The sequence below is a fragment of the Sanguibacter sp. Leaf3 genome (assembly GCF_001425965.1).
Taxonomy (GTDB): Bacteria; Actinomycetota; Actinomycetes; order Actinomycetales; family Cellulomonadaceae; genus Sanguibacter; species Sanguibacter inulinus.
Map to the genome: position 1 here is coordinate 302,790 of NZ_LMRH01000001.1, position 24,886 is coordinate 327,675.

The following is a 24,886-nucleotide window of genomic DNA, read 5'->3' on the forward strand; positions in this document are numbered from 1 at the left end:
GACGAGCACCCATGACCACGACACCCGCGCCCCGCCCGGACGGCCGTCCCCGCAAGCAGATCCACCTCGGCGCCCACTTCCCCGGCGTCAACAACACGACGGTGTGGAGCGACCCGCGCTCGCGCAGCCACATCGACTTCGAGTCTTTCGAGTACCTCGCCCGGCGCGCCGAGGCGGCACGCTTCGACTTCTTCTTCCTCGCCGAGGGCCTGCGGCTCCGTGAGCACAAGGGCCGCATCCACGACCTCGACGTCGTCGGCCGCCCGGACACGCTCCCCGTCCTCGCCTCGCTCGCGGCGGTCACCGACCGTCTCGGTCTTGCCGGGACGATCAACACGACCTTCAACGAGCCCTACGAGCTCGCCCGGCAGTTCGCCACCCTCGACCTGCTCTCGGGTGGTCGGGCCGCCTGGAACCTCGTGACGAGCTCGGACGCCTTCACAGGGGCGAACTTCCGCCGCGGCGGGTTCCTCGACTACTCCGAGCGCTACGAGCGTGCCGCGGAGATCGTCGACGTCGCCCGCCAGCTGTGGGACTCCTGGTCCGACGACGCGATCGACGCCGACCCCGAGACCGGGGCCTTCCTGCGCGAGGGCGCGGTCCAGCGGGTCGACCACGACGGCAAGCACTTCGACGTGCACGGCACCTTCACCACGCCGCGCGGCCCGCAGGGGCACCCTGTGCTGTTCCAGGCCGGCGACTCGGGGGAGGGCCGCGAGTTCGCCGCCGCGACGGCCGACGTCGTCTTCTCCCTGCACGGCACCTTCGAGGACGGTCAGGTGTTCTACCGCGACGTCAAGGACCGCCTGGCGGCCTACGGACGCACCGAGGACTCGCTCAAGATCCTCCCCGCGACGACCGTCGTCCTCGGCGACACCGCAGAAGACGCTGCCGAGGAGGCCGCGCTCATCCGCCGCCAGCAGGTGTCCGGGCAGACCGCGATCGCGTACCTCGAGCAGGTGTGGGGCCGCGACCTCACGGCCTACGACCCCGAGGGTCCCCTGCCCGACGTCGAGCCGGACGTCGACAACGCCTCGCTGACCCGCGGCAAGGTCCGGCACGTCAAGGACCCCGGGCCCGTCGTGGCCGCGTGGCGCGAGAAGGCCGCCGCGAAGGGGTGGTCGATCCGTGACCTCGTGATCGAGGTGACCACCCGCAACCAGTTCGTCGGGACCGCCCAGCAGGTGGCGGACGACATCGACCGCTACGTGCAGGAAGACGCCTCGGACGGCTTCATCCTCGTCCCGCACCTCACGCCCGAGGGACTCGACCCGTTCTTCGACAGCGTGGTGCCGCTGCTCCAGGAGCGTGGGTCCTTCCGCACCGAGTACGAGGGCACGACGCTGCGCGAGCACCTCGGCCTCGAGCTCCCCGGTGTCGGCGGCACACAGGCAGCAGACCTCGAAGGGGCACGCGCATGACCACGACCGACGAGCGCACGACGACGGCTGCGACCACGGACGAGCAGAGCCCCGAGGCCGCCTGGGCGCAGTGGCACGCAGAGCGCGAGCAGGGCCTCACGGGCGAGCACGGCTGGTTGACGCTCGTCGCACTCAGGTTCCTCTCGGGCGCACCTCAGAGCATCCCCGGGCTGGCAGGCGAGTGGTGGGCCGATGCCGACGGAGCCCACGTCCGGGCGACCGCCGACGAGGGCCTGCTGGCCTGGGACACCCGGACCGGGCGCGAGGCCAGCCAGACGCCCCTCGACGGACAGCACACCGTCGTCGTCCCGGAGGCCGGCTCGACGCTCGCGGCCCTCGGCGCCGACGGGGTCGCGGCCGAGGTCGCGCTGCGCACAGGGCGCTACCTCGTCAGGGTCCGTGACCCGAAGGCGCCGGCACGCACAGGGTTCACGGGTGTGCCGACCTACGCCTACGACCCGTCCTGGGTCCTCGACGCACCGGTCTGCTGGTTCGACGAGCCCCGCCCGACCCTCGTCCGGGCCGCCCAGCCGGGCCTGCGCCACCACGTCCACGTGGTCGGCGAGGTCGACGTGGTGCGCGACGGGCAGACGGCGACCCTCGCGGTGACCGGGCAGCAGGCGGGCACAGGGTCGGTGCTCTTCTCCGACACGACGCAGGACACCGCCGAGTGGCGCGTCGTCTCGCTCCCTCCCGTGGACGAGGCAGCCGGTGACCACGCTGCCGGTGGCCGCGCTGCTGGCAGTCTGCCCACCACGGTGCGACTGGACCTCAACCGGGCGATCAACTTCCCCGCGGCCTTCTCCGACTACGGCACGTGCCCGCGCCCTGTCGACAGCAACCACCTCTCGTTCCCCGTGACCGCCGGAGAGAAGGACCCCCGATGAGCACCGCGACCCGCCGCACCGCTGGCGTGAACCCGGGCGACGAGCTCGACGTCCGCGAGGTCCACCTCGACGACCCGCTCGTGCGGCCCCTGCTCGAAGACCTCGCGCACGAGTACGCCACCCGGTACAGCGACCAGCTGACCGAGGACGAGCTGCTCCGTGAGATGTCGGAGTACCCGGCCGAGGACTTCGCAGCCCCGCACGGTCGCCTGCTCCTCGTGCTCGCGGCAGGTGTCCCTGTCGCAGGCGGTGCCTACCGTCGCCGGACCGAGCCCGAGCTCGGCGACCTCGCGCGCAGCGCCCACCCCGAGGCGGCACGCACCGAGGACGGCAGCCCGGCGGTCCCGACGGCCGAGCTCAAGCGGATCTGGACGCACAACGCGCACCGCCGTCGTGGCCTCGCCCGCCTCGTGCTCACCGAGCTCGAGCGGCGCGCCGGCCAGAACGGCTACGAGCGCATCTACCTGACGACCGGACCCCGCCAGCCCGAGGCCGCAGGCCTCTACCTCTCGGCCGGCTACGCGCCGCTCTACGACCCGGCGGTCCAGGCGGAGCGGCCGGGCCCGCTCGCCTTCGAGAAGTGGCTCTGTCCGAGGTGACCTCACGCGCACCGGCGGTCGACGCACCCGCCCCCGGGTCACCCGGGAACCCCGCACACCCGAAGGTCAGCCATGAGCTCAGCACTCTCCACACCGCCCTCGACGGGTAGGTCGGCGAACCCCGCCGCGCCGCCCGGCCTCACCGAGACCACAGCCCGCACAGCCAGCACCGCCAGCAAGGCCCCCGCGGCACCCACGTCGCCCTCGGCACCCTCGGCCTCTTCGGCACTGCCGCGGGCCACCCGGGCCGAGCTCGAGTCGCTGCGCGTCGTCGGTGCCCGGCACCCCTGGCGCTGGGTCGCGACAGCGGGCGTGGCCGTCCTCCTCGCGATGGTCGTCAGCTCCCTCGTGACGAACCAGCGCTGGGAGTGGTCGGTCGTCTTCCAGTACCTCACCTGGCCCTCGATCCTCTCCGGCCTGTGGGGCACGCTGCGCCTCACCTTCGTCGCGGCGATCATCGGCTTCGGTCTGGGCACCGTGCTCGCCCTCATGCGGCTCTCGCGCTCGCCGCTGCTGCGCGCGGTGTCGTGGGCCTACACCTGGGTGTTCCGCTCGGTGCCGCTGATCCTCCAGCTGCTGCTCTGGTACAACCTCGCGTACCTGTACCCGAGCCTCACGCTGGGCATCCCCTTCGGGCCGTCCTTCGCGGAGTTCGGCACCCTCGACGTCATCAACAAGTTCGGCGCGGCGATCCTCGGTCTCGGGCTCTCGCAGGCGGCGTACTCGGCGGAGATCGTCCGCGCCGGGATCCTCAGCGTCGACCAGGGCCAGCACGAGGCCGCGGCGGCGCTCGGCATCCCGCGGGCTCGGCAGTCGACCCGCATCGTGCTGCCGCAGGCGATGCGGACCATCGTCCCGACCTCGGTCAACGAGATCATCGGCCTCGTCAAGGGCACCTCGGTCGTGTACGTCCTGGCCTACGGCGAGCTCTTCTACACCGTCGGTGTCATCTACGGACGCAACCAGCGGGTCGTCCCGCTGCTCATGGTCGCGGCGATCTGGTACGTCATCATCACCACGGTCATCACCGTCATCCAGTTCTACGTGGAACGTCACTACGCCAAGGGCGCCGTCAGGACGCTCCCGCCGACCCCGCTCCAGGTCGCCCGGTGGACCGTGCTGCGCACGTGGTCCCGCCTCACAGGCCGCCCTGCGCACCCGTCTCTGCCGCCGGCCTTCGCCGTGCGGACCGGCAACGGACGGGGGCACCTCACCCGCACAGGCCGTCCGAGCGCTGCACAGCCGAGCACCTCGCAGCCGAGCACCGCACAGCCGACCACCGCACGCACCGAGGGAGGTGCCGCATGAGCACCACGACGGGCACCCGCGGCCTCCTCGAGGTCCACGGCGTCCACAAGAGCTACGGCACCCTCGAGGTCCTCCACGACGTCGACCTCACCGTCCAGCCGGGTGAGGTCACCGTGATCCTCGGGCCGTCGGGCTCGGGCAAGTCGACGCTGCTCCGCGTGGTCAACCACCTGGAGAAGGTCGACAGGGGCTTCGTCGCCCTCGACGGCGACCTCATCGGGTACTCGCGCAGCGGCGACACGCTCCGCGAGCTCAAGGAGAAGGCGGTCCTCGCCCAGCGCACCCAGATCGGCTTCGTGTTCCAGAGCTTCAACCTCTTCCCGCACCTGACCGTCCTCGAGAACGTCGTCGAGGCACCGGTGAGCGCGCAGGGCCGCAAGCGGTCCGAGGTCGAGGTCGAGGCGCGTGAGCTGCTGGCCCGCGTCGGGCTCGCCGACAAGGCCGACGCCCGGCCGCGCCAGCTCTCGGGCGGTCAGCAGCAGCGCGTGGCGATCGCCCGGGCCCTGGCCACCAAGCCGCGGCTGCTGCTCTTCGACGAGCCGACGTCGGCCCTCGACCCCGAGCTCGTCGGCGAGGTCCTCGACGTCATCAAGGCCCTGGCGCACGACGGGACCACCCTCGTGGTCGTCACCCACGAGATCGGCTTCGCCCGGGAGGTCGCGGACACCGTCGTGTTCATGGACTCCGGGCGCATCGTCGAGCAGGGCCCCGCGGCCCAGGTGATCGACGACCCGCAGCACCCCCGCACGAAGGCGTTCCTCGACAAGGTCCTCTGAGCCCGACGGTCCTCGCGGTCGTCGGCTCTCGCGCTCGACGCTCCTCGCACCCGCCGGTCCCTCGGGACCACACGGCGCAACCGCTCGACCGCCGGCTCAGCGCGTCTCACCGACCAGTGCGACGCCGATCAACGCGACGTCGACCCGTACGACGCCCACCAGCACGCAGCACGACAGTCTCCCGCGCAGCCGACCGGCCGGCGCGGCCCCGCTCGTACCCTCTCGCCCCCCGCGAGACCACCCGGAAGGTCCACCCTCATGTCCCGTCCCACCACCCGCAACCTCGTCGGCAGCCGTCCCCGCAGCCCCCGCAGCCGTGCCGCTGCAGCGCTGCTCGTGCTTCCCCTCGTCGCGGCCCTGGCAGCGTGCTCCTCGAGCAACGCCGAAGAGCCCGGTGGGAACCAGCTCGCCGCCGACGCGGAGGCTGCCGGCCTCACCGTCAACACGACGCCGGACCAGGACCGCATCACCACGACCGAGTCGGCCGAGGCGATCGCCCTCCTCCCCGACGCGTACAAGGACGTCGACACCCTCACGGTGTCGGTGAGCGCCTACGTCGCGCCGCTGGCCTTCCTGGCCGACGACGAGAAGACGCCGATCGGCAACGAGACCGACATCGCGTACCTCATCGGCGACGCGCTCGGCAAGGACATCCAGCTCGAGGTCAAGGCCTGGGCGGACTGGCCCCTCGCCCTCCAGTCGGGGGACATCGACGCGACGATCTCCAACGTCACGGTGACCGAGGAGCGCAAAGAGCTCTTCGACTTCTCGTCCTACCGCGTCGACCAGCTCGGCTGGCTCGTGCAGGCCGACAACGAGGAGATCACGTCGATCGACGAGGCTGCGGACGTCGCCGGGCTCACCGTCGCGGTGGGCTCGGGCACCAACCAGGAGAAGATCTTGCTCGCCTGGGACGAGGCCAACCAGGCCGAGGGGCTCGAGCCCGTGAACATCGAGTACTTCGAGAACGACGGCGACACGACCCTGGCGCTCCAGTCCGGGCGGATCGACGCGACCTTCGGCCCGAACGCCACCTCGGCGTACAAGGCGGCCGTCGCCCCGCAGGACTTCAAGGTGGTCGGCACCGTCAACGGCGGCTGGCCCGAGACCGCGCAGATCGCTGCCGCGACCCTCAAGGGCAACGACCTCGCCCCCGCGATCACCGCCGCGATCAACCACGCGATCGAGGACGGGTCCTACGACAAGGTCCTCGAGCGCTGGGGCCTGACCGAAGAGGCCGTCACCGAGTCCGAGACGAACCCGGCAGGTCTGCCGAAGTCCTGACCCGCCGCGCGAGCCCGAGAACCCCGGAGCCTGAGCGCCCGGGAGCGACCCCGGCTCGTCGGCAGGCCACCCCGCCCGGAGCGGGCCGGGCCGTCACCTCAGCGACGTCCCGGTCCGCCCCGGACGACACAGCGCAGCACGCACCACGCACAGCACCTCCCGCACCACGCACGCACCGCACGCACCACGCACGCACCAGGAGAGCCACCATGAGCCGCGTCCCCCTCTCGATCCTCGACCTCGCACCCGTCTCGTCCGGCTCGACCGGCGCGCAGACCCTCCGGGACTCGGTCGCGCTCGCCGAGCGGGCCGACGCGCTCGGCTACACCCGCTACTGGTTCGCCGAGCACCACCTCTCCGCAGGGGTCGCGTCGTCGTCGCCCGCGGTCCTCGCCGCGCTGGTCGCAGGGCGCACCCAGCACCTGCGCGTAGGCACGGGCGCGGTGCTGCTCAGCACCACGAGCCCGCTCGTCGCCGCCGAGCAGCTCGCGACGGTCGCCGCGCTGCACCCGGGCCGGGTGGACCTCGGCGTGGGGCGTGCCTTCACGCCGCCGACCAAGCAGGCTGCCGCCCCGGACGCGGCCGAGGCATCCGAGAGCGCAGCCGCTCCGGCTCGTCCTGCCCGCAAGCCCGCCGCCCCGGCGCGTGACGTCGACGGGCTGCACGTCCCTTCCGCCCCGCCGATCGACTTCACAGACTCCGCGCTGCGCGAGCGGCTGCTCGGCCAGCAGCGCGTGGTCTCGGCCAACCGTCAGCCCGCGCCCTTCCGCGACGAGCTCGAGGTCGTCCTCGGCCTGCAGGCCGGCACCTACACAGACGCCGACGGCGTGCCCCACGTGAGCGCGCCCGTCGAGGGCACCGACGCCGAGCTCTGGGTCCTCGCGTCGAGCGGCGGGGAGTCAGCCGAGGTGGCCGGCGCGCTCGGTCTGCCGCTCGTCGCGAACTACCATGTCAGCCCCGCGACGATCCTCGAGACCGTCGCGTCGTACAGGGCGGCCTTCGTCCCCGGGGTCCTCGACGAGCCCTATGTCGTGGTGTCGGCCGACGTCCTCGTTGCCGAGACCGAGGCGCAGGCCGAGCTCGCCGGTGCACCCTTCGCCGAGTGGGTGCTGTCCATCCGCACCGGCCTCGCGGGGGCGATCGCCTATCCGCGGCCCGAAGACGCCCTCGCCCGTGAGTGGACCGACGCCGAGCGTGCGCTCGTCCTCGACCGGACGGCGACCCGGTTCGTCGGGTCGCCGGAGCAGGTCGTCGCGCGGCTCGAGGCGCTCCAGCGCGTGACCGGGGCTGACGAGATCCTCACGACGACCATCGCCTTCGACCCTGCTGACAGGGTGCGCTCGGCCGAGCTGCTCGCGCAGGCGTGGGGGCTCGAGGCACCGGCGGCGGCAGTCGCGGGTGCGGCGGGGTCTGAGCCGTCTGCTGCGGCTACGTCTACGGACACCGGTGGCGCCGCGGCAGCGCACGGCACCGACGAGCCCGCGCACGCCGAGGACGTCTCGGTGAGCGACGCCTTCGGGCAGGTCGCCACGCACCTCGTCGGGTCAGGGGCGCACTCGTGACGGTGGTCGACGAGAAGGCCTCGCGCCCTGACGCCACCGCACCGCACCCCGTCGCCGCCGCACCGCACCCCGTCGCCACCGCACCGCGCGACGCCGCCCCCGCGCCGCGCGACGCCGCCCCCGCGCCGCGTGACACCGCGCCCGTCACCGTACGGCTCGTCGAGCCCTCCGAGCACGACGCCGTCGCCGCGCTCCTCGTCGAGGCCTACACGAGCGACTACGACATCTCGGGGGAGTACCGGGCGAGCCTGTCGGCCGTCGCCGAGCGGGCTGCCGAGCACCAGGTGTGGGTGGCCGTCGGCGCCGACGACCAGCTGCTCGGGACCGTCGCGACACCGCGCGCGGGGCGGCTCATCTCCGAGCTCGCCCACGACGGCGAGCTCGACTTCAGGCTCTTGGGTGTCTCTCCGGCGGCCCGCGGGCGTGGGGTCGGCGAGACGCTCACCCGGCACGTCCTCGACCTCGCGCGGGAGCGTGGCGCGAGCCGCGTCGTCATGAACTCCGGACCGCAGATGATCTCCGCGCACAGGCTCTACCACCGGCTCGGCTTCGCCAGGTTCCATGAGCGGGAGACGCGCGTCCTCGACGACGGCACCCGCCTCTTCGCCTTCGTGCTCGAGCTCTCCACCCCGGAGGCGCCCGGCGCGCCGGGCGGACCCGGTGCACCCGGCGCGAGCCCGGTCCCCGCAGCACCAGCGCACCACCTGTCCACCCATCCCCGCACAGCAAAGGCCTGACACCATGCCCGTCGAGTTCCTCGGCATCGCGACCACGTCCGACGCCTCCGAGACCACCGAGCGCACCACGGCGTCCTTCGACAAGGACTACCTGCTGCGCATCGTCCGCGCGCACGAAGACAACGACTGGACGCGGGTGCTGTTCGCCTACGGCTCGAGCGGCCCGGAGCCCTCGGTCCTCGCGTCGTACGTCGCCGCGCACCTCGACACCGTCGAGCTGTTGCTGGCGCACCGCCCGAACGTCTCGTACCCGACCTTCGCCGCGAAGAGCTTCGCGACCCTCGACCAGCTGTCGCAGGGGCGCCTGTCGGTCCACTTCATCACCGGTGGCAACGACCACGAGCAGCAGCGGGAGGGGGACACCCTGACCAAGGACGAGCGCTACGCCCGCACCCAGGAGTACATCCAGATCGTCAAGAAGGCCTGGACGAGCGCCGAGCCCTTCGACCACGAGGGCACGTACTACCAGCTGGCCGACTTCGTCGCGGAGATCAAGCCCTACGAGGGCCGGGTGCCGACCATCTCCTTCGGCGGGTCGTCGCAGGCGGCCTTCCAGGTGGGCGCAGCCGAGGCCGACATCTACGCGGTGTGGGGCGAACCGCTCGCGAGCACCTCCGAGCAGATCGAGACCGTGCACGCCGCTGCTGCGGCGGCGGGCCGTGCGACACCGCCGCGCATCCACGCCGCCTTCCGTCCGATCATCGCGCCGACCGAGGCGCTCGCGTGGGAGAAGGCCGACCAGGTCCTCGGACGCATCGAGGCGCGCAAGGCCGCTGCCGGCGGGTCGATCAGCCGGCGCCACCCGCTGACGAAGCCCGAGAACGCGGGGTCCCAGCGCCTGCTCGAGATCGCCGCCCGCGGTGACCGCCACGACTCCGTGCTGTGGACCGCCCCCGCGAAGGCGACAGGTGGTGCGGGCAACTCCAACGCACTCGTCGGGACGCCCGAGCAGGTCGCCGAGGCGCTGCTCGCCTACTACGACCTCGGGGTCAGGATCCTCTCGGCGCGCGGCTACGACCTGCTGCACGACGCTGCGGACTTCGGTCGATACGTCATCCCCCTCGTGCGCGAGGGTGTCGCCCAGCGCGACGCCGAGCTGGCGCGCGAGTCATCGGACGAGGCCGACGCCGAGCGCCGGGCGGCTGCGCACGCCGCGCTCGCCCGCCAGGACGCGATCGCGGCTGCTGCCGAGGCTGTCGCCTGATGCGGTTCCAGGTCCTCGACATCGTCTTCAACCCACCGCACCCCGTCACCGGTGAGACCGTGGCACCGGCCGACCGCCTCAACCGCGTGGTCGACACGGCTGTCCTCGCGGAAGAGCTCGGCCTCGACTCCTTCGCTGTCGGCGAGCGGCACGCAGGGGAGGTGCTCTCCTCCTCCCCGACGGTGATCCTCGGGGCGATCGCGGCGCGCACGTCACGGATCTTGCTGAGCACAGGGGTCACGGTGCTCTCGCTCCTCGACCCGGTCCGGGTCGCCGAGGACTACGCGACGATCGACCAGCTGAGCCGCGGACGCTTCGAGATGGTCATCGGCAAGGGCAACGAGGCGGCGCAGTACCCCGTGCTCGGCCTCGACATCGCCAAGCAGTACGAGTACCTGCAGGAGAACTACGAGCTGCTGCGCCAGCTGATCTCGGGCGAGGAGGTCACGTGGTCGGGGACGCACCACGTCCCCCTCGACAGGATCACCACGCTGCCGCGGCCCTTCGCGGGGCCCTTCCGCATCTGGCACGGCTCGGCGACGTCGGCCTTCGCGGTCGACCTCGCCGCTCGGTGGGGCGCCCCGATCGTGTCGGCGAACGCCTTCCAGCCGCGCGAGGCCTACAAGGTGCTCATCGACCGCTACCGCGAGCAGTACGCCGAGCACGGGCACGACCCGGCCAAGGCGTACGTCGGCTCCGGGTCCGGCGGGCTGTTCCTCGCGGACACGACCGAGCAGGCCGTCGAGCAGTACAGGCCGATCTACGAGGGGGCCGTGGCGCGCGCCGACGCGCGCGGCTACGACCCGAAGGCCGTCGGCAAGGTGACAGCCTTCCGGACCGTCGAGGAGGCCGTCGAGCGCGGCCCGGCGCTCGTCGGCTCGCCCGAGCGGGTCGTCGAGAAGATCCTCGACTACCACCAGAGCTACGGCCACGACCTCCAGTCGGTCTCGGTCAACCACCTCCTCGACGTGGAGCAGCAGCACGACGTGCTGCGCCGCTTCGCCGAGGAGGTCGTGCCGCAGGTCCGCGCCGAGGTGAAGACCGACCTGTGGACCGAGGCCGACACCGGGCGCGCCACGGGGTTCACTGCAGTCTGAGGACCTGGCACCAGGTCCGTCCCGCGCACCAGAGGAGCACGAGCATGACCGAGCAGGTCGAGACCGTCGTCGTCGGCGGCGGGGTGATGGGGTCGGCCGCCGCCTGGGCCCTCGCCTCGGCCGGCCGTGAGGTGCTGCTCCTCGAGCGCTTCGAGCCCGGGCACGTGCGCGGCGCCTCGCACGGCGCGTCGCGCATCTACCGGACCACCTACGCGGAACCGGAGTACCTCGACCTGGCGCAAGAGGCGCTGGGCCACTGGCGCTCGCTCGAGGCCGACGCTGGTGTCGAGCTCCTGACGCTCACGGGTGGTGTCAGCGGGGGAGCAGGCGACGCGCGCCGCGAGGAGATCGCCGAGGCCTTCGTCGCGCGCGGCGTGCCGCACGAGTGGCTCTCGGCCGAGGCTGCGGGCGAACGGTGGCCCGGGCTGCGCTTCGACGGGCGGGTGCTCCACGAGATCGAGACCGCCGGGCGGGTGCACGCCGACCGGGCCGTCGAGGCCTTCCAGGCTGTCGCGCGTGCTCGGGGTGCCCAGGTCCGGCACTCGACCGCTGTGCTCGGCATCGACGAGGTCCCCGGCGGTGTGCGGGTGCGGACCGAGCAGGGCGACGTCCTCGCGCAGCGGGTCGTCGTCGCGGTCGGTGCGTGGAGCGCTGGACTCGTCGCACCGCTGCTCGGTGGTGCGTCCGGCCCTCTCGGGCGTGGCGGTCTCCCGCTCGTGGTCACCCAGGAGCAGCCCGCGCACTTCGCGCTGCGCGCCGGTGCACCCGACGAGCTGACGTGGCCGAGCTTCACGAACGACCCCGGGCCGTCGCTCGTCGGACCCGCCCGACGCTGGCCGAGCGGGACGTACGGGCTCGCGACCCCCGGCGAGGGCATCAAGGTCGGGTTCCACGGGGTGGGGCCGCGCACCGACCCGGACCACCGCAGCTTCCAGCCCGAGCAGGGGCAGCTCGACCAGCTGCTCGACTACGTGGCGGAGTGGGTCCCGGGTGTCGACCCGTCGACAGCCGTGCCGATCTCGTGCACGTACACGACGACGCCCGACCACGACTTCGTGCTCGACCGGGTCGGCCGCGTGGTCGTCGCGGCAGGGTTCTCCGGTCACGGATTCAAGTTCGCGCCGTCACTCGGCCGGGTCCTGCGCGACCTCGCGACCGAAGACGTCGACGGACCTGTCGGTGCGGTCGCCGAGCGTTTCCGGCTGGGCCGCTTCGCGGGGGCCGCGCGGGGCTGACGAGGTCAGCTGCGCGAGGTCGCGCGGTCGCGGACTGCAGCTTCGTCGAGACCGAGTCGAGCACACACAGCGGCAAGGTCGGACGCAGGAGCTTTCGCGGCTGATGCGTCGGCGAGCGCATCGAAGAGCCTGAAGGCAGCGTCGCGCACGAGCCGAGTCTCGGCGATGTCTGTCGAGGCGGCATCTCGGTCGACCGGGTGGCGCGGTGCATCATGACGTGGCGATTCGGGCATAAGTGACAGGCTACCGTGTCGGGTCTCAGTCCACCGCGTCGTCGTAGCGCTCGCGGGCCCGCTCGATCTCGGGCAGGTGCTCGGTGGTCCACGCGAGCAGGGCGTCGATCGGCTCGCGGAAGGTCTTGCCGAGAGGCGTGATGCTGTACTGCACGGCGACCGGGCGGGTGCCGAGGACCTCGCGGGCGACGACGCCGTTGCGCTCGAGCCTGCGCAGGGTCGCGGTGAGCGACTTCTGCGTCACGGCGGGGATCGCCCGGCGGAGCTCGTTGAACCGCGACGGCCTGTCGCAGAGCTCGGCGAGCACCTGGAGGGACCAGGTGTCGAGGACCTGGGCGATGAGGTCTCGGTGCGCGGGGCCGACAGCGGGGTGGTCGTGGTCCGCGTGGGGCTGGGTGGGCGGAAGGCCAGGTCGCCCGGTGGGTCGTGGCGAGGCGGTCGGCGTGCTGGTCATGGCGCTGATCCTCCGGGTCGGGTGGTCTCCGGCGCGATACCTGGTCTCGTTGAAGTGCTCGCGGGCGACCAGGTATCTCTGGGACACCTGATAGTCCCACCTCCGAGGAGACCCCCATGACCGTCCAGCTGCTGAGCCCCGAGGGTATGCCCCAGCCCGTCCCGTACCACCACGTCGCGGTCGGCACCGGCACTCGTCAGGTGCACGTGTCCGGGCAGATCTCCCGCGGGCCCGACGGGACGCCGCTCGCCCCTGACGACCTCGCCGGGCAGGTCGCGCAGGCCCTGCGCAACACAGCGACGGGCCTGGCGGGCGCGGGCGCGACCTTCCGCGACGTCGTCCGGCTGACCTTCTACGTCACGCACTGGGCGCCCGAGAAGATCGACGCGTTCATGGCGGGCGTCGAGAGCGTCGCCGCCGAGCTCGACCTCCCGACGCCGATGCCGCCGGCGTCGCTCATCGGGGTGGAGTACCTCTTCATGCCCGACGTGCTGGTCGAGGTGGAGGCGACGGCTGTGCTCGACTGAGCGTCGGCCGGGGCCGGCGCCGCACCCCCTCAGCCGCCGACCTTCGAGGCGATCACCCCGATGACCGCCGCGCCCCACATCGTCACCATCGAGATGAAGCCGACCACCTGGGCGACCTCCATCAGTCGTGGGGTCGGTGCGTCACCGGGGTTGACGAGACCGAAGACGCCGGTCGTGGTCGAGTACGTCGGACGCATCGGCACGTGGAACTGCCGGACGTCGAAGTCGGTGAGCGCGGGGGCGGGCTCGCCGCGCAGCGCGGCCTGTTCACGGCGGCGCCGGAGCCGGCCCACCTGCACTGCGTACCAGGCGAGGGTGCCGTACTGGGTGATGAAGCTCAGGCCCCACCCGAGGAAGGCCACGCCGATCACCGGCCCGGCGTCGTCGGTCGCCCGGATCAGTGCGACGCCGATCGCGACCAGCGCGACGCCGGCCAGGAGGGCGAAGGGGATGGCCCACCACGAGCCCGAGCGGTCGTCCCTGTAGGGCGACGGCGACCGCACGGGGCGGAGCATCTCGACAAGGTGGTCCCGGTGCGACGGGGTCGCCGTCTCCTTCTCGTCCCATGTCGCCATCGGTCTGCGCCTCCTCGGGCGGGTCCTGGGTTCCACCAGCTGTCAGGCTCATCGTCGACCAGCCCGTGCCTCGCCGCCAGGGCTGGTGATGGGGAGAGGTGCACCGACCTGTCTGCGCCAGCTGTGCACAAGGGTGACCATGCTCCGATATCAGCAGTGTCGACAGAGGACAAGGGGCATAAGCCCTTTTAAGACTCAATAGAAGGAACTACGTTTTAAGAACTAAAGTCTTGGATCGGTCACCTCCCAGGAGGTGCAGGGGACCGCGATCATCGTGGATCGCAACGGCGGAGCCAGGCGATGTGCTGTGCACACGCCAGACATCCCGTCGACGCTGGGTGCCGACCATCAGCGTCTTCTCAGCAGGGCTCGCGTGATGGCTCCCTCGAGGTCGGAGGGCAACCGTCTACGAGCGCAGACCACCACCGAAGTGAGGGATCCACATGGCACGAAAGCTCGTAGCAGCGGCGGCGACAGGACTCTTGGTCACGGCGGGGCTCTTTGTCCCAGCCTCGACCGCAACGGCGTCCACGGCATGCAGCGGCTCGTCCATCACCATCAACAAGCCGTCCGGGGCTGAAGCTGCATCCACAGCCAGCGGCCATGGTCACGTCACCGGGAACCACTACATCCGGAGCACGACGATCTCGGCCGGAAAGGTGATCTACACCTGGTGGGCCGACAACAGCGGAGGGTCCAACGGCGACACGTGGGACACGTTCTACTCCACGAAGACGTGCTGAAGGGACGTCCCAGCCGTCGAGGCCTGATGGTGGCGGCCGCTGCGGCCGTCACCATCGGTGTCTTCGGGGCTTGCGGGGTTGCCCCAGATGCAGAGTCCCCCGAGGCGACGCCTGGGCGGCTGGTCGAGATCTCCGAGGTGGCCAGAGAGGACTGCCTCGTCGTCGGACCGCTGGTCGACGGGCAGGTGACCGTGGTCGACTGTGGCGCTGACGACGCTGTGCCTGTCGTGGGACTCGCGGCGGTGGGCGACGACGCTCCCGACATCGCTCCTGCTGCTGCGATCCTCAACGGGTTTGCGCAGTCGGCATGCCAGCCGTCCTTCGACGCCTACGCCATCGAGGTGGACGAGCCGTTGACGGGCAAGAACCTCATCTCTGTGATCGACGAGGCCACATGGTCAGGGGTCGGGACGACGGTCCTGTGTGCCGTGGGAGAGCCCGAGTGACGTCAGCCCGGCCGGCACTGTCGCTGGACGGCGTCACTGTCTCGCGCGGGCGACGGACGCTCGTGCGGGACGTGTCCTTCTCGATGGGGCCCGGTCTGGTGCACGCGTTGCTCGGCCACAACGGCGCTGGCAAGACCACGCTGTTCCGCGCCGTCTCGGGCCTGGTGCCCACTCGATCTGGACGTATCGTCACGAGAGGTGAGCCGTCGGTGCTCTTCGTCGGCTCGCGCTTCCCTGCCGAGCTACGGGTGCGCGATCTGATGGCCTACCGCGGGCGCCTGGTGTTCGCGTCCCGGAAAGACATGGCCCGGGCACGAGAGGTCACCGGGATCGGCGCGTTCGAGGCCGCGCGCTGCGGCGAGCTCTCCACGGGCATGGCGCAGCGGCTGGCTCTGGCCGTCGCGCTGCTCGGGGGCGCGCGTGTCCTCCTCCTCGACGAACCCACCACAGGGTTGGACCCCCAGGCCATCGACAGCCTGCTCGACCTGCTGCGGACGTTGCGGGACGACGGGTGCACAGTCGTCCTGTGCTCTCACGACCTCGCCCAGCTGGAGCTCGTGTGCGACACCGTGACGTGCCTGCGGCACGGGCGGCTGACCGTGACAGGCGCCGTCGGCGACGTGGCCGCGCGAGTCCCGAGAGCTGGGCACGTGGTGCGCACCTCCGATGACGGAGCCGCCTACCGCGCGCTGCGGGAGGCGCGGATGGATGCCACCCTGACGTCCCGCGGTGTACGCGTGGCCGGTCCTGACCCTCTCGAGGCGGTGTGGACGGTGGTGGCGCGCCACGCGGTCGTCCACGAGATCACTGTCGACCGCGCTCTGTTCGACCGCATCTTCGACGAGTTCGCCTCGTCTGGCACCGAGGTCGCCGACGAGAGGACGCTCTCGTGAGAGCCCTGGCATCCCTCCTGCTCCATCGCAGGGTGGTCGGCGTCCAGCTGTGGTTGTGCGGCCTGGTCGTCTGCGCACTGCCGGTCTTGAGATGGTCGACGAGCTCACGAGACCTCGACAGTGCGCTCAGGGCTGCACAGGCGCAGGTCGACGTGATGCAGCCTGTGATCGGCGAAGAGTTCGACCTCGCGGCGGCTTTCGTCGAGCCTCGATACCTGGCTGCTGCGGAGCTGCCCTTCGACCTCGCTGCCCTGACGGTCGGTCTCGCGCTGGTGTGCCTGCTCGCTGGCGCGGTCCTGTGCGGAGGCGACTGGCGGACCCGTTCCGTCCATGTCACCTGGCCATCAGAGCGCCGACGGGGAGACTCCGCGGTCCGGGCGGTCGTCGTGTGGACCGGGTGGTGTGCGGTCGTCGCTGTCGTGGTGCTCGTCGTCGCTGCAGTGTCGCTCCTCGGGGTCGCGTACCTGCGAGGTTCGGCCGACGGGGTGGCGCTGACGGGTGTGCTGCTCGTCGTCGTGCGCGGGGTGCTCGTGGTTGCCGGTGCTGCGTCGATCGGTGCTGCCGCAGGGGTCGTGGCCCGGTCAGAGGTCGTCGTGATCCTGAGCGTTCTCGTCTATGTCGTGCTCGGAGAGCTCGTCGCTCCTGCGGTGTGGGCGGCTGACGGCTTCCGGAGCGGTGTGACGAGGCTCGTCGGGCTGGTCGTCTCTGAGGCCGAGGGGTCGCGAGGGATGGCGCTCGAGTGCCTCGCGCCCAGGTGCCCAGATCTCGTCGCCCCTGGGGGCGGGTCTGCGGCAGCCTATGTCGCCGGTGCGGGAGTGGTGGTGCTCGTCATCGTGCTCGCCGGGGCGGCGGCCCGTCGTCCAGTCTGGAGATGAGCCGTGAGCAGGGAGTGCCGGCGGCGGGCACCGTGCCGGACGGCTGAGTGTGCGCCGTCCTAGAGGTCAGCGGTACCCGTCCCACACCGGCGACGGGAAGAGGACCTGCTCGAACCGGGCCCAGCCCTCTTCCATGCTCACGGCGGGGGAGCGGAACGACCGCAGCTGGACGCCGTCCATCGCCTCGATGGCCATCTCGACGAGACCGCGGGCGTCCTCCCAGGGGCCGACCTCGGGCGGCAGGCGCCAGGTGGTGCGGGAGTAGAGCTCCCAGGTGGCGTCGGGGCGCGCGTCGAAGTACCCGTGCGCGGGGTGCTCGGGGGAGATGGCCTCGGCACCGAGCACCATGTACAGACGGACGAGCTGCGGCTCGGCGGCGTTGTTGCGCACGAGGAAGCGGCAGTACCCGGGGAAGGACGCGCCGTCGGGATGCGTCGCGGCAGGGTCGCCGCTCGCGATGTACGCCTCGGGGTCGAACCTGCGGTCGTAGCGCTGCTCGACGATGAGCTGCAGCAGGCCCTCTTTGGTCCCGACGTAGTGCAGCAGGCCGGCCTGGCTGATGCCCACGGCGTTCGCGACGTCCTGGAGCGAGAGCCCGTAGAAGCCGTGCTGGCTGACGAGGCGGGTCGACTCTTCGAGGATCTGCGCGGTGCGGGCCTCGCGCGTGAGGCGGACGCGACGCCTCGGCGTGCCGTCCGTGGTGGTTCCGGTCATCCCCGCACCGTACCGCCTGGCCGCGACGGCCCACGGAGGCGGCTGTTGACTTTCTTACCGCGCGGTCGTAATTTGCTCCTATCTACCGATCACTCGGTAGTGGTGAGCCTCCTCCGGGAGGCCCGCGTCTCAAGGCTGAGCCGCACGACTCCCATGACCAAAGAAGGTTCACATGGACACCCGCACCCCCCTCGCCGACGAGGGCTCGACCCCGACCACCCAGGCCACCGACCTCGCCCCCGACACCGGCGCGCCCTTCACCCGCGCGCTCACCCTGAGGTTCGGTGCCGGGTTCTTCGCCTTCGGTCTGCTGTGGATCGTCGGTCTCCAGATCGTCGCCGCCGTCCTGCTGCCCCAGCGGCTGCTCGACATCGGTGTCGAGTCGCCCGAGGCCCTGCTCGGGACCATCAGCGCCGTGACCGCCATCGTGTCCCTGGTGTCGAACCTGCTGTTCGGCAACCTCTCGGACAGGTCCCGAGGCCGCTTCGGCCGCCGCGCGCCGTGGATCCTCGTCGGAGGGCTGGTCGGTGGTGTCTCGCTCACCCTCATCGGTGTGCTCACGAGCTCGGCGCTCATCATGGTCGCGTACTGCGTGTCCATGGTCGGGCTCAACATGATGCTCGCGCCCGCGGTCGCCGTCCTCGCCGACAGGGTGCCCATGCGCGTGCGCGGCACGATGTCCGCCTTCTACGGCGGTGGGCTCGCCGCCGGCGCGCCGCTCGGCAGCCTCGTCGGTGCCGCCTTCATCACCGGTGCCCTCCCCGGCTTCGTCCTCGGTGGTGCGCTCATGGCCGGGTCGGCGATCGTCGCGCTGGCCGTCTGGCCCCGTGAGAGGTCCGCGGTCGACCTGCCGCCTGCGGCTGGTGGCTTCCGCGAGCTGCTGCGCTCGTTCCGACCGCCGCGCAACGCCCCGGACTTCTACCTGGCTTTCGCCGGGCGCCTCTTCATGCTGGTCAGCTATCAGATGATCATGGCGTACCAGCTGTACATCGTCCGCGACCACGTAGGGCAGACGACCGCCGAGTCCGCCAAGACCATCGCGACGATGTCGGTGATCCTCCTCGTCGTCTCGCTCGTCGGCTCTGTCGCGGCCGGTCCGGTCTCCGACCTCATCGGTCGGCGCAAGCTGCCCGTCGTCGTGTCGAGCCTGCTGTTCGCCGTGGGCATCGCGATGCCGTGGATCTGGCCGACGCCGACGGGCATGTTCCTCTTCGCGGCGATCGCCGGCTTCGGCTACGGGGTGTACACCTCGGTCGACCAGGCCCTCAACGTCGACGTGCTGCCCGACGAGGAGCAGGCCGGCAAAGACCTCGGCATCCTCAACCTGTCGACGACCGCCGGGCAGACCGTCGGGCCCCTCGTGACCTCCGCCCTCGTCGTGTCGACAGGCGGCTACGGGCTCGTGTTCCCGGTGGCCATCGTGGCTGCGCTGCTCGGTGCCTTCTTCATCACGCGGATCAAGTCCGTGAAGTGAGGTCCGCGGGCGGGACGGCCGACGGTCGACCTGCCCGAGCGCCTCGGCCACCCCCGCACCACCAGCTAGGAGAACCTCGTGACCACCTGGACCGCTTCCACCTTCGACGCCCTCTGGACAGACCAGGGAGCGCCCACCCCGGGGGCGTCTGACGCCCGCGGGCTCACGCTCACCGGGACGCGCGGCCAGACGCTGCGCGGCTTCGGCGGCACCTTCAACGAGCTCGGTCACCGCGCCATCTCGGCGCTCTCCGAGGACGACCAGGGGACGATCTACCGCGAGCTCTTCAGCCCGGACGAGCTCAACTTCCGGGTGAACAGGTCGGCCGTCGGCGCGAACGACTTCGCGGCGTCCTGGTACTCCTACGACGAGACCCCGGGCGACTACGCCCTCGAGCACTTCTCGGTCGAGCGCGACGAAGACCACGTGATCCCGTTCATCCGGCAGGCCCAGGGCTACCAGGACGACATGGTGCTGCACTGCTCGCCGTGGAGCCCGCCGACCTGGATGAAGAACCCGCCGGCCTACAACTTCGGCACCCTCGTCATGACGCAGGAGAACCTCGACGCCTACGCGCAGTACTTCGTGAGGTTCGTGCAGGCCTACGCCGAGCGTGGCATCACGGTGAGCCAGGTGCACGTGCAGAACGAGGTCTTCGCCGACCAGAAGTTCCCGTCCTGCGTGTGGACGTCCGAGCAGCTGCGGATCTTCGTCCGCGATCACCTGGGGCCCGCCTTCGAGGCTGCGGGGCTCACGGCGAAGATCTTCCTCGGGACCCTCAACGGCCCCGAAGACATGAAGTTCACGGCGACCGGCCAGGCGCTCACCAACTACGCACGCTTCGTGGACAACATCCTCTTCGACGACGAGGCCCGCAAGCACATCGCCGGGATCGGCTACCAGTGGGCTGGCCAGCACGCTGTCGCCCGCACGCACGACGCGTGGCCCGAGCTCGAGATCATGCAGACCGAGTCGGAGTGCGGTTTTGGCGACAACACCTGGGAGGAGGCGGAGTACGTCTTCCACCTGGTCCGCCACTATCTCCAGCACGGGGCGACCGGCTACACCTACTGGAACATGGCCCTCGAGCCCGGTGGTCTGAGCACCTGGGGCTGGCCGCAGAACTCGCTCATCACCGTGGACACCCAGGCGCGGACCTTCACGCGCAACCCCGAGTACTACGTGCTCAAGCACTACTCCTCGGCCGTGCGCCCCGGGGCGGTGCCGCTGGGTGTGACGGGCCGGTTCAGCGCGCAGGGCTCGGCCTACGAGAACCCGGACGGGTCGATCGTGGTCGTCGTGCAGAACGCGCTCGACCGCGACGAAGAGTTCGCCTTCACGGTGCCGGGGGACGCGGCGAAGAGCTTCCATGCGACGCTCGGGGCGCGGTCGCTGAACACCTTCGTGATCCCGGCATAGCCGGGCTCGGCCTCCTCCGCCGCCGCTGCCGCTGTCTCCTCCGCTGCCGCTGCCGCTGCCGGCATCCTGCCGAGATCGTGACTTCGGAGCGAGATCGTGACCTAGAAAGGTCGCGCTCGCTCCAAAGTCACGATCTCGCTGTCGTGCTGGGCCTGCTGTCGTGCTGGGCCTGCTGGACTGCTGCCTGGGTCGACAGGTCAGGAGGACCGAGCCGACGGGCCGTCGGTGTGGCGGCGGCCCGTCGGCACGGTGATGGCGGGGGTCAGGCGAGCAGGTCGCCCTCGATCACCACGAGGTCCCAGGCGCCGATGGTCAGGGAGTCGCCGACGGTGATCTCCCCGTCGCCGAGCACAGACCGCCCGGCGACCGGGCTGTCGAGCGTCACCGGCTCGGCAGAGTAGTTGAGCAGGTAGGTCAGCTCGCGGCCCCGGGCGTTGGTGCCGCGCCGGACGCTCACGGTCCCGGCGAGCTCGTGCGGCCAGTCCCAGACTCCCGCGTCGCGCACGGCGACGGAGAGCGCGGCGCGGACGAGGTCGGGCGAGGTCATCGTCCCGAGGTGCAGCGCGGATCCCGAGCCCGAGACTGGGCGGTGGCGGGTGATCGCCGCGTAGCCCTCGTAGGCAGGGTGGTCGTACCCGGCGAGCACCTCGGCACCCTCGGGGGTCAGCAGCTCCATGAAGCGTTGGGCTTGCAGGGAGCCGGTGACGCCCTGTGGAGCAGAGTCCTCCACGGCTGTGCCGTCGGCAGCAGCACCAGGTGCAGCACTGCTGTGCGCAGCCGCGCCCGCCGGGACAGCCGCACCCTGCGCCGCGACCGCGTCGGCCAGGTCCCCGTGGAGCGTGAGCCCCACGCCGTCCGGCCGGGTGAACTGGTTGTACGTGACCCCCAGCGTCTCGGTCAGCCCGTGCGGGGCGCGGTCGTGCCACACGGTGACGTGCTCGTCGGCGACGGCCGTGCGGAAGGTCGTCACGAGGTGCCCGCCGGCCTCGACGTGCTCGCGCAGCCGGGTGATCGTCGACTCCGGAGCGGAGTAGAGCGCCGGTGCGACCACGAGTGCGTAACGGCCCAGGTCGGGGTCGTCGGCCGAGACGAAGTCCACCTCGACGTTGAGCTCGAAGAGCGCGTCGTAGACCCAGCGCAGCACGTCGTTGTAGCCGATCGAGCTGCCGAAGACCCCGTCGATGAACCCGGTCTCGACCGTGAACCACTGCAGCGCGGTGAGCGCCTCGTTGCTCACCATGATCGCGACCTTGTTGTCCTTGCGCAGGTGCAGCAGCGCGTCGCCCGCGGCGGCTGCCTCGCGCCCGAAGACACCGGCCTCCTCGTAGGTCGGGTTGGTCTCGAGGTCGTGGCTGAGCAGACCCTTCCAGTAGGTCTCGAAGGAGTTGTGGATCGAGTGCCAGTGCCAGTACATGAGGCCGTCGGCCCCGCTCGCCAGGTGGCTGTACGCCTGGAGGCGCAGCTGCCCGGGGTAGGGGAGCCAGCCGATCTGGCCCTGCGCCTGGGTCTCGAGCACGAGGTAGTTGGCGCCGCCCTTGATCGAGCGGGTCATGTCCCCGCCGAAGGCGATCTCCTTGCCGGTGAGGCGCGACTGCGTCGGGTGGTAGATGTCCACCCCGGCGACGTCGACGGTCGCGGCAGCCTTGAAGTGGTCGACCGAGGGCTGCAGGCCGTAGGACCACCCGGGCGACCAGTCGAAGTCGAAGTTCTGCGTGACGAACTGGTCGTCGCGGGAGTACTCGCGGACGATCCCGGCCTGCCAGCCGAGGAACTCTTCGACGAGGCGGCGCCGGTACTTCGCGAACTCCGCGCCGAGCGAGCCGTTGATCGTCCCGCGCACGTCCGGGAAGTCTTCCCACGCGTCGATACGGTTGGACCAGTAGGCAAGGCCGAAGGCGTCGTTGAGCGCGCCGAGGTCGTCGTCGAACTCCGCGCGCAGGTACTTGACGAAGCCGCGCTGGACGTCGTTCGAGGCGGCCTCGTAGTACTTGGTCTCGTTGTCGATCTGGAACCCGATGACCCCCGGCCGGTGCGCCGTGCGCTCCATGAGGCGCCGGATGACGCGCTCGGCGTGGAAACGGTACGTGGGGTTGGCGATGTTCATGATCTGCCGGGCGCCGTAGCGGCCCTCGCCGCGGTTCGTGACCGCCAGGACCTCCGGGTACGACTGCACGAGCCAGGCTGGCACCGCGTAGGTAGGTGTCCCGACGATCACGTGGATGCCAGCCGCCTCGAAGGCGTCGAGGGCGCGGTCCACGTGCGTGAAGTCGAAGACCCCGGGCTGGGGTTCGAGCGAGCTCCACGTCGACTCGGCGATCCGCACCACGGTGATGCCCGCGGCCTTCATCATCTCGACGTCTGTGTCGATCCGGTCGGTCGGCATGTACTCGTCGTAGTACGCCGCACCGAACAACAGCTGGTCCACCGTGGTCACCCTTCATCGCGCGTCCGCCACGGGCGATGGTGCGCCCGCGGCTCGTCCTCCGTCGGACACAGACCACCTTACCTACTGATCGGTAGATAAGTGCGCGAGGTGCCTCGATATCCTGTCGCGATGAACCGCAGACCCGACGTCGTGGTCCGGACGACACCGGACGCTCCCTGGTTGCCGCCTGGGTCACGGGCCGCGGTGGTGCGGTCCTCCGTCGCGCCGAGCCCGGCCTGTCTCGTGCGGCTGCTGCTGCGCCGAGGGGACGAGGTCTTCTGCGTCCCGCGGGAGCAGACGGCCGCCCTCGACCTGCCGACGCGGGTGGTCGATCCTCCCGACCTCGACGGGCGCGTCGCGGCTGCGCAGCTCGCCCTCGAGGTCCTCGGGCGGGATGCACGGCTGGTGCCGGTGGGCTTCGTCAGGAACGTGGTCGCCCAGGACACGCCGGACTACGGGTGGCCCGTGCCGGTCGCGCACTTCGTGGTCTGGGAGGCGACGGGCGTTCCCGTGGTCGACGGGGAGTGGGTCGAGGCGAGCGGTGCCGGGTCTCTGCTGGCTGAGCGGCACTGGTTCCCGCTGCTGTCTGCGCTCGGCTGACGGAGGGGTGCTGCCCCGGGGCGCGGTGATGGCGCGGCGACTGGCCGGCCGCGAGCGACACCCCGGGCTACGGGAGAAGCTCGTAGTACTGCTCTCGGGCCGTCATGGCGTGCCAGCCAGAGCTGCCTCTGCGTTGCTGCTCTCACCTCCACCGGATGCCCTGGGCGAACAGGTCCAGCACCGTGAGCACCCCGTCGTGCTGCCAGACGCGGTTGCGTCGGCGACCGGTGCGCTCGTGCAGCACACCGGCGTCGGTGAGCTGGGTGAGGGCGCGCTGGGCCGTCACGGCGTTGGTCGCGAGGAGCCTCTCGACGAGCGACGCGTTGACGACAGGGTGGGCGACGAGATGGGGGAGCAGCCTCCATGCGGCAGCGTGCGGACGCAGGGAGCCGAGCATCGCGCGTGACGACGCGACCTCGGCGGCGAGGTCGTCGACCAGCTGCGCCCCGGTGCGTGCGGCATAGCGGCTCGCCCGTGCGAGCTGTTCGACGATCGGTCGCGCGTCGCCTCCCCGGAACGCGGTGAGCGCCTCGAAGTAGGAGGCTGTGTCCGTGAGCAGGCCTGCCGAGACCGGCGCGGTGACGGTGCGGGTGATGCCCTTCGCTCGGAGCATGGCATGGATCAGCGCCCGCCCGGTACGGCCGTTGCCGTCGGCGAAGGGGTGGATCGTCTCGAGCTGGGCGTGGGCGACGGCCGTCTGCACCAGTGCGGGGAGGTCGTCACGGTCCACGAAGGCCATGAGGTCGGCCATGGCTGCCTCGACGAGCTCCGCCTGCGGCGCCACGTGCTCGGCGCCGAGAGGGCTGATGCCGCTCTTCCCGACCCAGACGAGCGAGTCTCGATAGCGCCCTGCGTGCTGCTCGGCGCCCCGCTGCCCGGACAGCAGGACCTTGTGCATGGTGAGGACTGCCTGCTGGTCGAGGGAGTCGGCGAGGTCGAGGGCGGCTTCCATCGCCCGGACGTTCGCGACGACGGTCCGTGCGTTCGTGCTGCCGCCCTGGTCGATCTCCGCGAGGGCGAGCTGCCGTGCTCCGACGGTGAGGTTCTCGATCTGGGAGGACGACGCGGACTCGGTGCGCAGCAGGATCGACGACATGGGGCCGAGCTCGGCGCTCTGCGGGCCGAGGGTCGAGGATGCGTGGGAGTCGAGACGGCTGAGGGCTGCGGTCGCCTCGTCGACGTCGGACGAGAGGTCGCCGGGCAGCGTCAGGACCAGGTCGGCGATCAGGGCAGGAGTGGTCGACAGGTAGGTTCCGGACCCCGCGCGGACCTGGGCTCGTGTCGAGAGCCCGTCGGAGTCGGCGACCCACGAGTGCTCGTCGTGGCCGACGGGTGGCACGCGCAGAGGCTCGGTCGTCGGAGCTGTCGTCATCCGTCCACCTTACTTACACTTTCGCG

Annotated in this window: 24 protein-coding genes; 19 read left to right on the top strand and 5 right to left on the bottom strand. The window is 71.1% G+C overall.

The genetic code is table 11. The features are described from left to right. Nucleotides 1–11: 11 nt before the first annotated feature. The 11 genes from ASG53_RS01370 (at nt 12) to ASG53_RS01420 (ending at nt 12,110) form a co-directional block, all read left to right on the top strand. Nucleotides 12–1,421 (top strand): NtaA/DmoA family FMN-dependent monooxygenase, encoded by a 1,410-nt coding sequence (locus ASG53_RS01370; RefSeq protein WP_056127470.1) that lies wholly within the window; start codon nt 12–14, stop codon nt 1,419–1,421. Then, on the top strand, nt 1,418–2,308 hold the full coding sequence (locus ASG53_RS01375; RefSeq protein WP_082543700.1) for a DUF1684 domain-containing protein: 891 nt from the start codon (nt 1,418–1,420) through the stop codon (nt 2,306–2,308). The genes ASG53_RS01370 and ASG53_RS01375 overlap by 4 nt, the downstream gene beginning before the upstream one ends. Next, the gene (locus ASG53_RS01380; RefSeq protein WP_082543701.1) at nt 2,305–2,907 is read left to right on the top strand and encodes a GNAT family N-acetyltransferase; all 603 of its coding nucleotides are present in this window, start codon (nt 2,305–2,307) and stop codon (nt 2,905–2,907) included. Before ASG53_RS01375 ends, ASG53_RS01380 begins: the two co-directional genes overlap by 4 nt. A 72-nt stretch (nt 2,908–2,979) precedes the next feature. Next, entirely contained in the window at nt 2,980–4,215 is a 1,236-nt protein-coding gene (locus tag ASG53_RS01385; RefSeq protein WP_235533789.1) for an amino acid ABC transporter permease, read from the top strand. After that, nucleotides 4,212–4,991 carry an amino acid ABC transporter ATP-binding protein gene (locus ASG53_RS01390; RefSeq protein ID WP_056127473.1) on the top strand — a complete coding sequence of 260 codons (780 nt, stop codon included), beginning with the start codon at nt 4,212–4,214 and terminating at the stop codon, nt 4,989–4,991. The genes ASG53_RS01385 and ASG53_RS01390 overlap by 4 nt, the downstream gene beginning before the upstream one ends. Before the next feature lie 258 nt (nt 4,992–5,249). After that, on the top strand, nt 5,250–6,275 hold the full coding sequence (locus tag ASG53_RS01395; RefSeq protein ID WP_056127475.1) for an ABC transporter substrate-binding protein: 1,026 nt from the start codon (nt 5,250–5,252) through the stop codon (nt 6,273–6,275). 209 nt (nt 6,276–6,484) lie between these two features. Further along, complete coding sequence (locus ASG53_RS01400) at nt 6,485–7,837, top strand: LLM class flavin-dependent oxidoreductase (protein ID WP_056127478.1); 1,353 nt, start codon at nt 6,485–6,487, stop codon at nt 7,835–7,837. After that, nucleotides 7,834–8,574 carry a GNAT family N-acetyltransferase gene (locus ASG53_RS01405; protein WP_235533790.1) on the top strand — a complete coding sequence of 247 codons (741 nt, stop codon included), beginning with the start codon at nt 7,834–7,836 and terminating at the stop codon, nt 8,572–8,574. Before ASG53_RS01400 ends, ASG53_RS01405 begins: the two co-directional genes overlap by 4 nt. 4 nt (nt 8,575–8,578) lie before the next feature. Then, a complete protein-coding gene (locus ASG53_RS01410) occupies nt 8,579–9,778 on the top strand; it encodes an LLM class flavin-dependent oxidoreductase (RefSeq protein WP_056127479.1) in 1,200 nt (399 codons plus the stop codon). Beyond that, nucleotides 9,778–10,875, top strand: a complete 1,098-nt coding sequence (locus ASG53_RS01415; protein ID WP_056127483.1) for an LLM class flavin-dependent oxidoreductase — start codon at nt 9,778–9,780, stop codon at nt 10,873–10,875. The genes ASG53_RS01410 and ASG53_RS01415 overlap by 1 nt, the downstream gene beginning before the upstream one ends. Nucleotides 10,876–10,919: 44 nt before the next feature. Then, complete coding sequence (locus ASG53_RS01420; RefSeq protein ID WP_056127487.1) at nt 10,920–12,110, top strand: FAD-dependent oxidoreductase; 1,191 nt, start codon at nt 10,920–10,922, stop codon at nt 12,108–12,110. Nucleotides 12,111–12,368: 258 nt separating this feature from the next. Here ASG53_RS01420 and ASG53_RS01425 read toward each other — a convergent pair whose 3' ends face one another. After that, complete coding sequence (locus ASG53_RS01425) at nt 12,369–12,797, bottom strand: winged helix-turn-helix transcriptional regulator (RefSeq protein ID WP_056130450.1); 429 nt, start codon at nt 12,795–12,797, stop codon at nt 12,369–12,371. Nucleotides 12,798–12,913: 116 nt separating this feature from the next. On the opposite strand from ASG53_RS01425, the gene ASG53_RS01430 reads away from it, so the two are divergent. Continuing rightward, nucleotides 12,914–13,324, top strand: coding sequence for a RidA family protein (locus tag ASG53_RS01430; protein ID WP_056127490.1), 411 nt, complete (start codon nt 12,914–12,916; stop codon nt 13,322–13,324). 29 nt (nt 13,325–13,353) lie between these two features. On the opposite strand, the gene ASG53_RS01435 is transcribed toward ASG53_RS01430, so the two are convergent. Next, on the bottom strand, nt 13,354–13,899 hold the full coding sequence (locus tag ASG53_RS01435) for a hypothetical protein (RefSeq protein ID WP_056127492.1): 546 nt from the start codon (nt 13,897–13,899) through the stop codon (nt 13,354–13,356). 443 nt (nt 13,900–14,342) lie between these two features. On the opposite strand from ASG53_RS01435, the gene ASG53_RS01440 reads away from it, so the two are divergent. The 4 genes from ASG53_RS01440 (at nt 14,343) to ASG53_RS01455 (ending at nt 16,856) form a co-directional block, all read left to right on the top strand. After that, entirely contained in the window at nt 14,343–14,642 is a 300-nt protein-coding gene (locus tag ASG53_RS01440) for a hypothetical protein (protein WP_200945441.1), read from the top strand. Continuing rightward, complete coding sequence (locus tag ASG53_RS19965) at nt 14,636–15,088, top strand: hypothetical protein (protein WP_235533792.1); 453 nt, start codon at nt 14,636–14,638, stop codon at nt 15,086–15,088. The genes ASG53_RS01440 and ASG53_RS19965 overlap by 7 nt, the downstream gene beginning before the upstream one ends. Continuing rightward, nucleotides 15,085–15,981, top strand: a complete 897-nt coding sequence (locus ASG53_RS01450) for an ATP-binding cassette domain-containing protein (protein WP_056127501.1) — start codon at nt 15,085–15,087, stop codon at nt 15,979–15,981. The genes ASG53_RS19965 and ASG53_RS01450 overlap by 4 nt, the downstream gene beginning before the upstream one ends. A 155-nt stretch (nt 15,982–16,136) precedes the next feature. Further along, nucleotides 16,137–16,856 (top strand): hypothetical protein, encoded by a 720-nt coding sequence (locus tag ASG53_RS01455; protein WP_156382628.1) that lies wholly within the window; start codon nt 16,137–16,139, stop codon nt 16,854–16,856. 66 nt (nt 16,857–16,922) lie between these two features. Here the strand turns inward: ASG53_RS01455 and ASG53_RS01460 are convergent, their stop codons facing one another. Beyond that, on the bottom strand, nt 16,923–17,570 hold the full coding sequence (locus ASG53_RS01460; protein ID WP_056127507.1) for a TetR/AcrR family transcriptional regulator: 648 nt from the start codon (nt 17,568–17,570) through the stop codon (nt 16,923–16,925). A 172-nt stretch (nt 17,571–17,742) separates the two neighbouring features. Between ASG53_RS01460 and ASG53_RS01465 the strand changes: the two genes are divergently transcribed. Together ASG53_RS01465 and ASG53_RS01470 are read left to right on the top strand one after the other, a co-directional pair. Then, on the top strand, nt 17,743–19,044 hold the full coding sequence (locus ASG53_RS01465; protein WP_082543703.1) for an MFS transporter: 1,302 nt from the start codon (nt 17,743–17,745) through the stop codon (nt 19,042–19,044). Between the two features lie 78 nt (nt 19,045–19,122). After that, a complete protein-coding gene (locus ASG53_RS01470) occupies nt 19,123–20,463 on the top strand; it encodes a glycoside hydrolase family 30 protein (RefSeq protein ID WP_056127510.1) in 1,341 nt (446 codons plus the stop codon). A gap of 262 nt (nt 20,464–20,725) precedes the next feature. Here ASG53_RS01470 and ASG53_RS01475 read toward each other — a convergent pair whose 3' ends face one another. Further along, nucleotides 20,726–22,888, bottom strand: a complete 2,163-nt coding sequence (locus ASG53_RS01475) for a beta-galactosidase (RefSeq protein ID WP_235533794.1) — start codon at nt 22,886–22,888, stop codon at nt 20,726–20,728. Between the two features lie 129 nt (nt 22,889–23,017). Between ASG53_RS01475 and ASG53_RS01480 the strand changes: the two genes are divergently transcribed. Continuing rightward, nucleotides 23,018–23,488: a hypothetical protein gene (locus ASG53_RS01480; protein ID WP_056127513.1), complete on the top strand. Its 471-nt coding sequence runs from the start codon at nt 23,018–23,020 to the stop codon at nt 23,486–23,488. 142 nt (nt 23,489–23,630) lie between these two features. Here ASG53_RS01480 and ASG53_RS01485 read toward each other — a convergent pair whose 3' ends face one another. After that, nucleotides 23,631–24,860 (bottom strand): Fic family protein, encoded by a 1,230-nt coding sequence (locus tag ASG53_RS01485; RefSeq protein ID WP_056127516.1) that lies wholly within the window; start codon nt 24,858–24,860, stop codon nt 23,631–23,633. Nucleotides 24,861–24,886: the final 26 nt, after the last annotated feature.

What these genes read in the sequence shown, in the direction of transcription:
- ASG53_RS01370 (WP_056127470.1), top strand. Translation starts at nt 12, where the DNA reads ATGACCACGACACCCGCGCCCCGCCCGGACGGCCGTCCCCGCAAGCAG.
- ASG53_RS01375 (WP_082543700.1), top strand. Translation starts at nt 1,418, where the DNA reads ATGACCACGACCGACGAGCGCACGACGACGGCTGCGACCACGGACGAG.
- ASG53_RS01380 (WP_082543701.1), top strand. Translation starts at nt 2,305, where the DNA reads ATGAGCACCGCGACCCGCCGCACCGCTGGCGTGAACCCGGGCGACGAG.
- ASG53_RS01385 (WP_235533789.1), top strand. Translation starts at nt 2,980, where the DNA reads ATGAGCTCAGCACTCTCCACACCGCCCTCGACGGGTAGGTCGGCGAAC.
- ASG53_RS01390 (WP_056127473.1), top strand. Translation starts at nt 4,212, where the DNA reads ATGAGCACCACGACGGGCACCCGCGGCCTCCTCGAGGTCCACGGCGTC.
- ASG53_RS01395 (WP_056127475.1), top strand. Translation starts at nt 5,250, where the DNA reads ATGTCCCGTCCCACCACCCGCAACCTCGTCGGCAGCCGTCCCCGCAGC.
- ASG53_RS01400 (WP_056127478.1), top strand. Translation starts at nt 6,485, where the DNA reads ATGAGCCGCGTCCCCCTCTCGATCCTCGACCTCGCACCCGTCTCGTCC.
- ASG53_RS01410 (WP_056127479.1), top strand. Translation starts at nt 8,579, where the DNA reads ATGCCCGTCGAGTTCCTCGGCATCGCGACCACGTCCGACGCCTCCGAG.
- ASG53_RS01415 (WP_056127483.1), top strand. Translation starts at nt 9,778, where the DNA reads ATGCGGTTCCAGGTCCTCGACATCGTCTTCAACCCACCGCACCCCGTC.
- ASG53_RS01420 (WP_056127487.1), top strand. Translation starts at nt 10,920, where the DNA reads ATGACCGAGCAGGTCGAGACCGTCGTCGTCGGCGGCGGGGTGATGGGG.
- ASG53_RS01425 (WP_056130450.1), bottom strand. Translation starts at nt 12,797, where the DNA reads ATGACCAGCACGCCGACCGCCTCGCCACGACCCACCGGGCGACCTGGC.
- ASG53_RS01430 (WP_056127490.1), top strand. Translation starts at nt 12,914, where the DNA reads ATGACCGTCCAGCTGCTGAGCCCCGAGGGTATGCCCCAGCCCGTCCCG.
- ASG53_RS01435 (WP_056127492.1), bottom strand. Translation starts at nt 13,899, where the DNA reads ATGGCGACATGGGACGAGAAGGAGACGGCGACCCCGTCGCACCGGGAC.
- ASG53_RS01440 (WP_200945441.1), top strand. Translation starts at nt 14,343, where the DNA reads ATGGCACGAAAGCTCGTAGCAGCGGCGGCGACAGGACTCTTGGTCACG.
- ASG53_RS01455 (WP_156382628.1), top strand. Translation starts at nt 16,137, where the DNA reads ATGCAGCCTGTGATCGGCGAAGAGTTCGACCTCGCGGCGGCTTTCGTC.
- ASG53_RS01460 (WP_056127507.1), bottom strand. Translation starts at nt 17,570, where the DNA reads ATGACCGGAACCACCACGGACGGCACGCCGAGGCGTCGCGTCCGCCTC.
- ASG53_RS01465 (WP_082543703.1), top strand. Translation starts at nt 17,743, where the DNA reads ATGGACACCCGCACCCCCCTCGCCGACGAGGGCTCGACCCCGACCACC.
- ASG53_RS01480 (WP_056127513.1), top strand. Translation starts at nt 23,018, where the DNA reads ATGAACCGCAGACCCGACGTCGTGGTCCGGACGACACCGGACGCTCCC.
- ASG53_RS01485 (WP_056127516.1), bottom strand. Translation starts at nt 24,860, where the DNA reads ATGACGACAGCTCCGACGACCGAGCCTCTGCGCGTGCCACCCGTCGGC.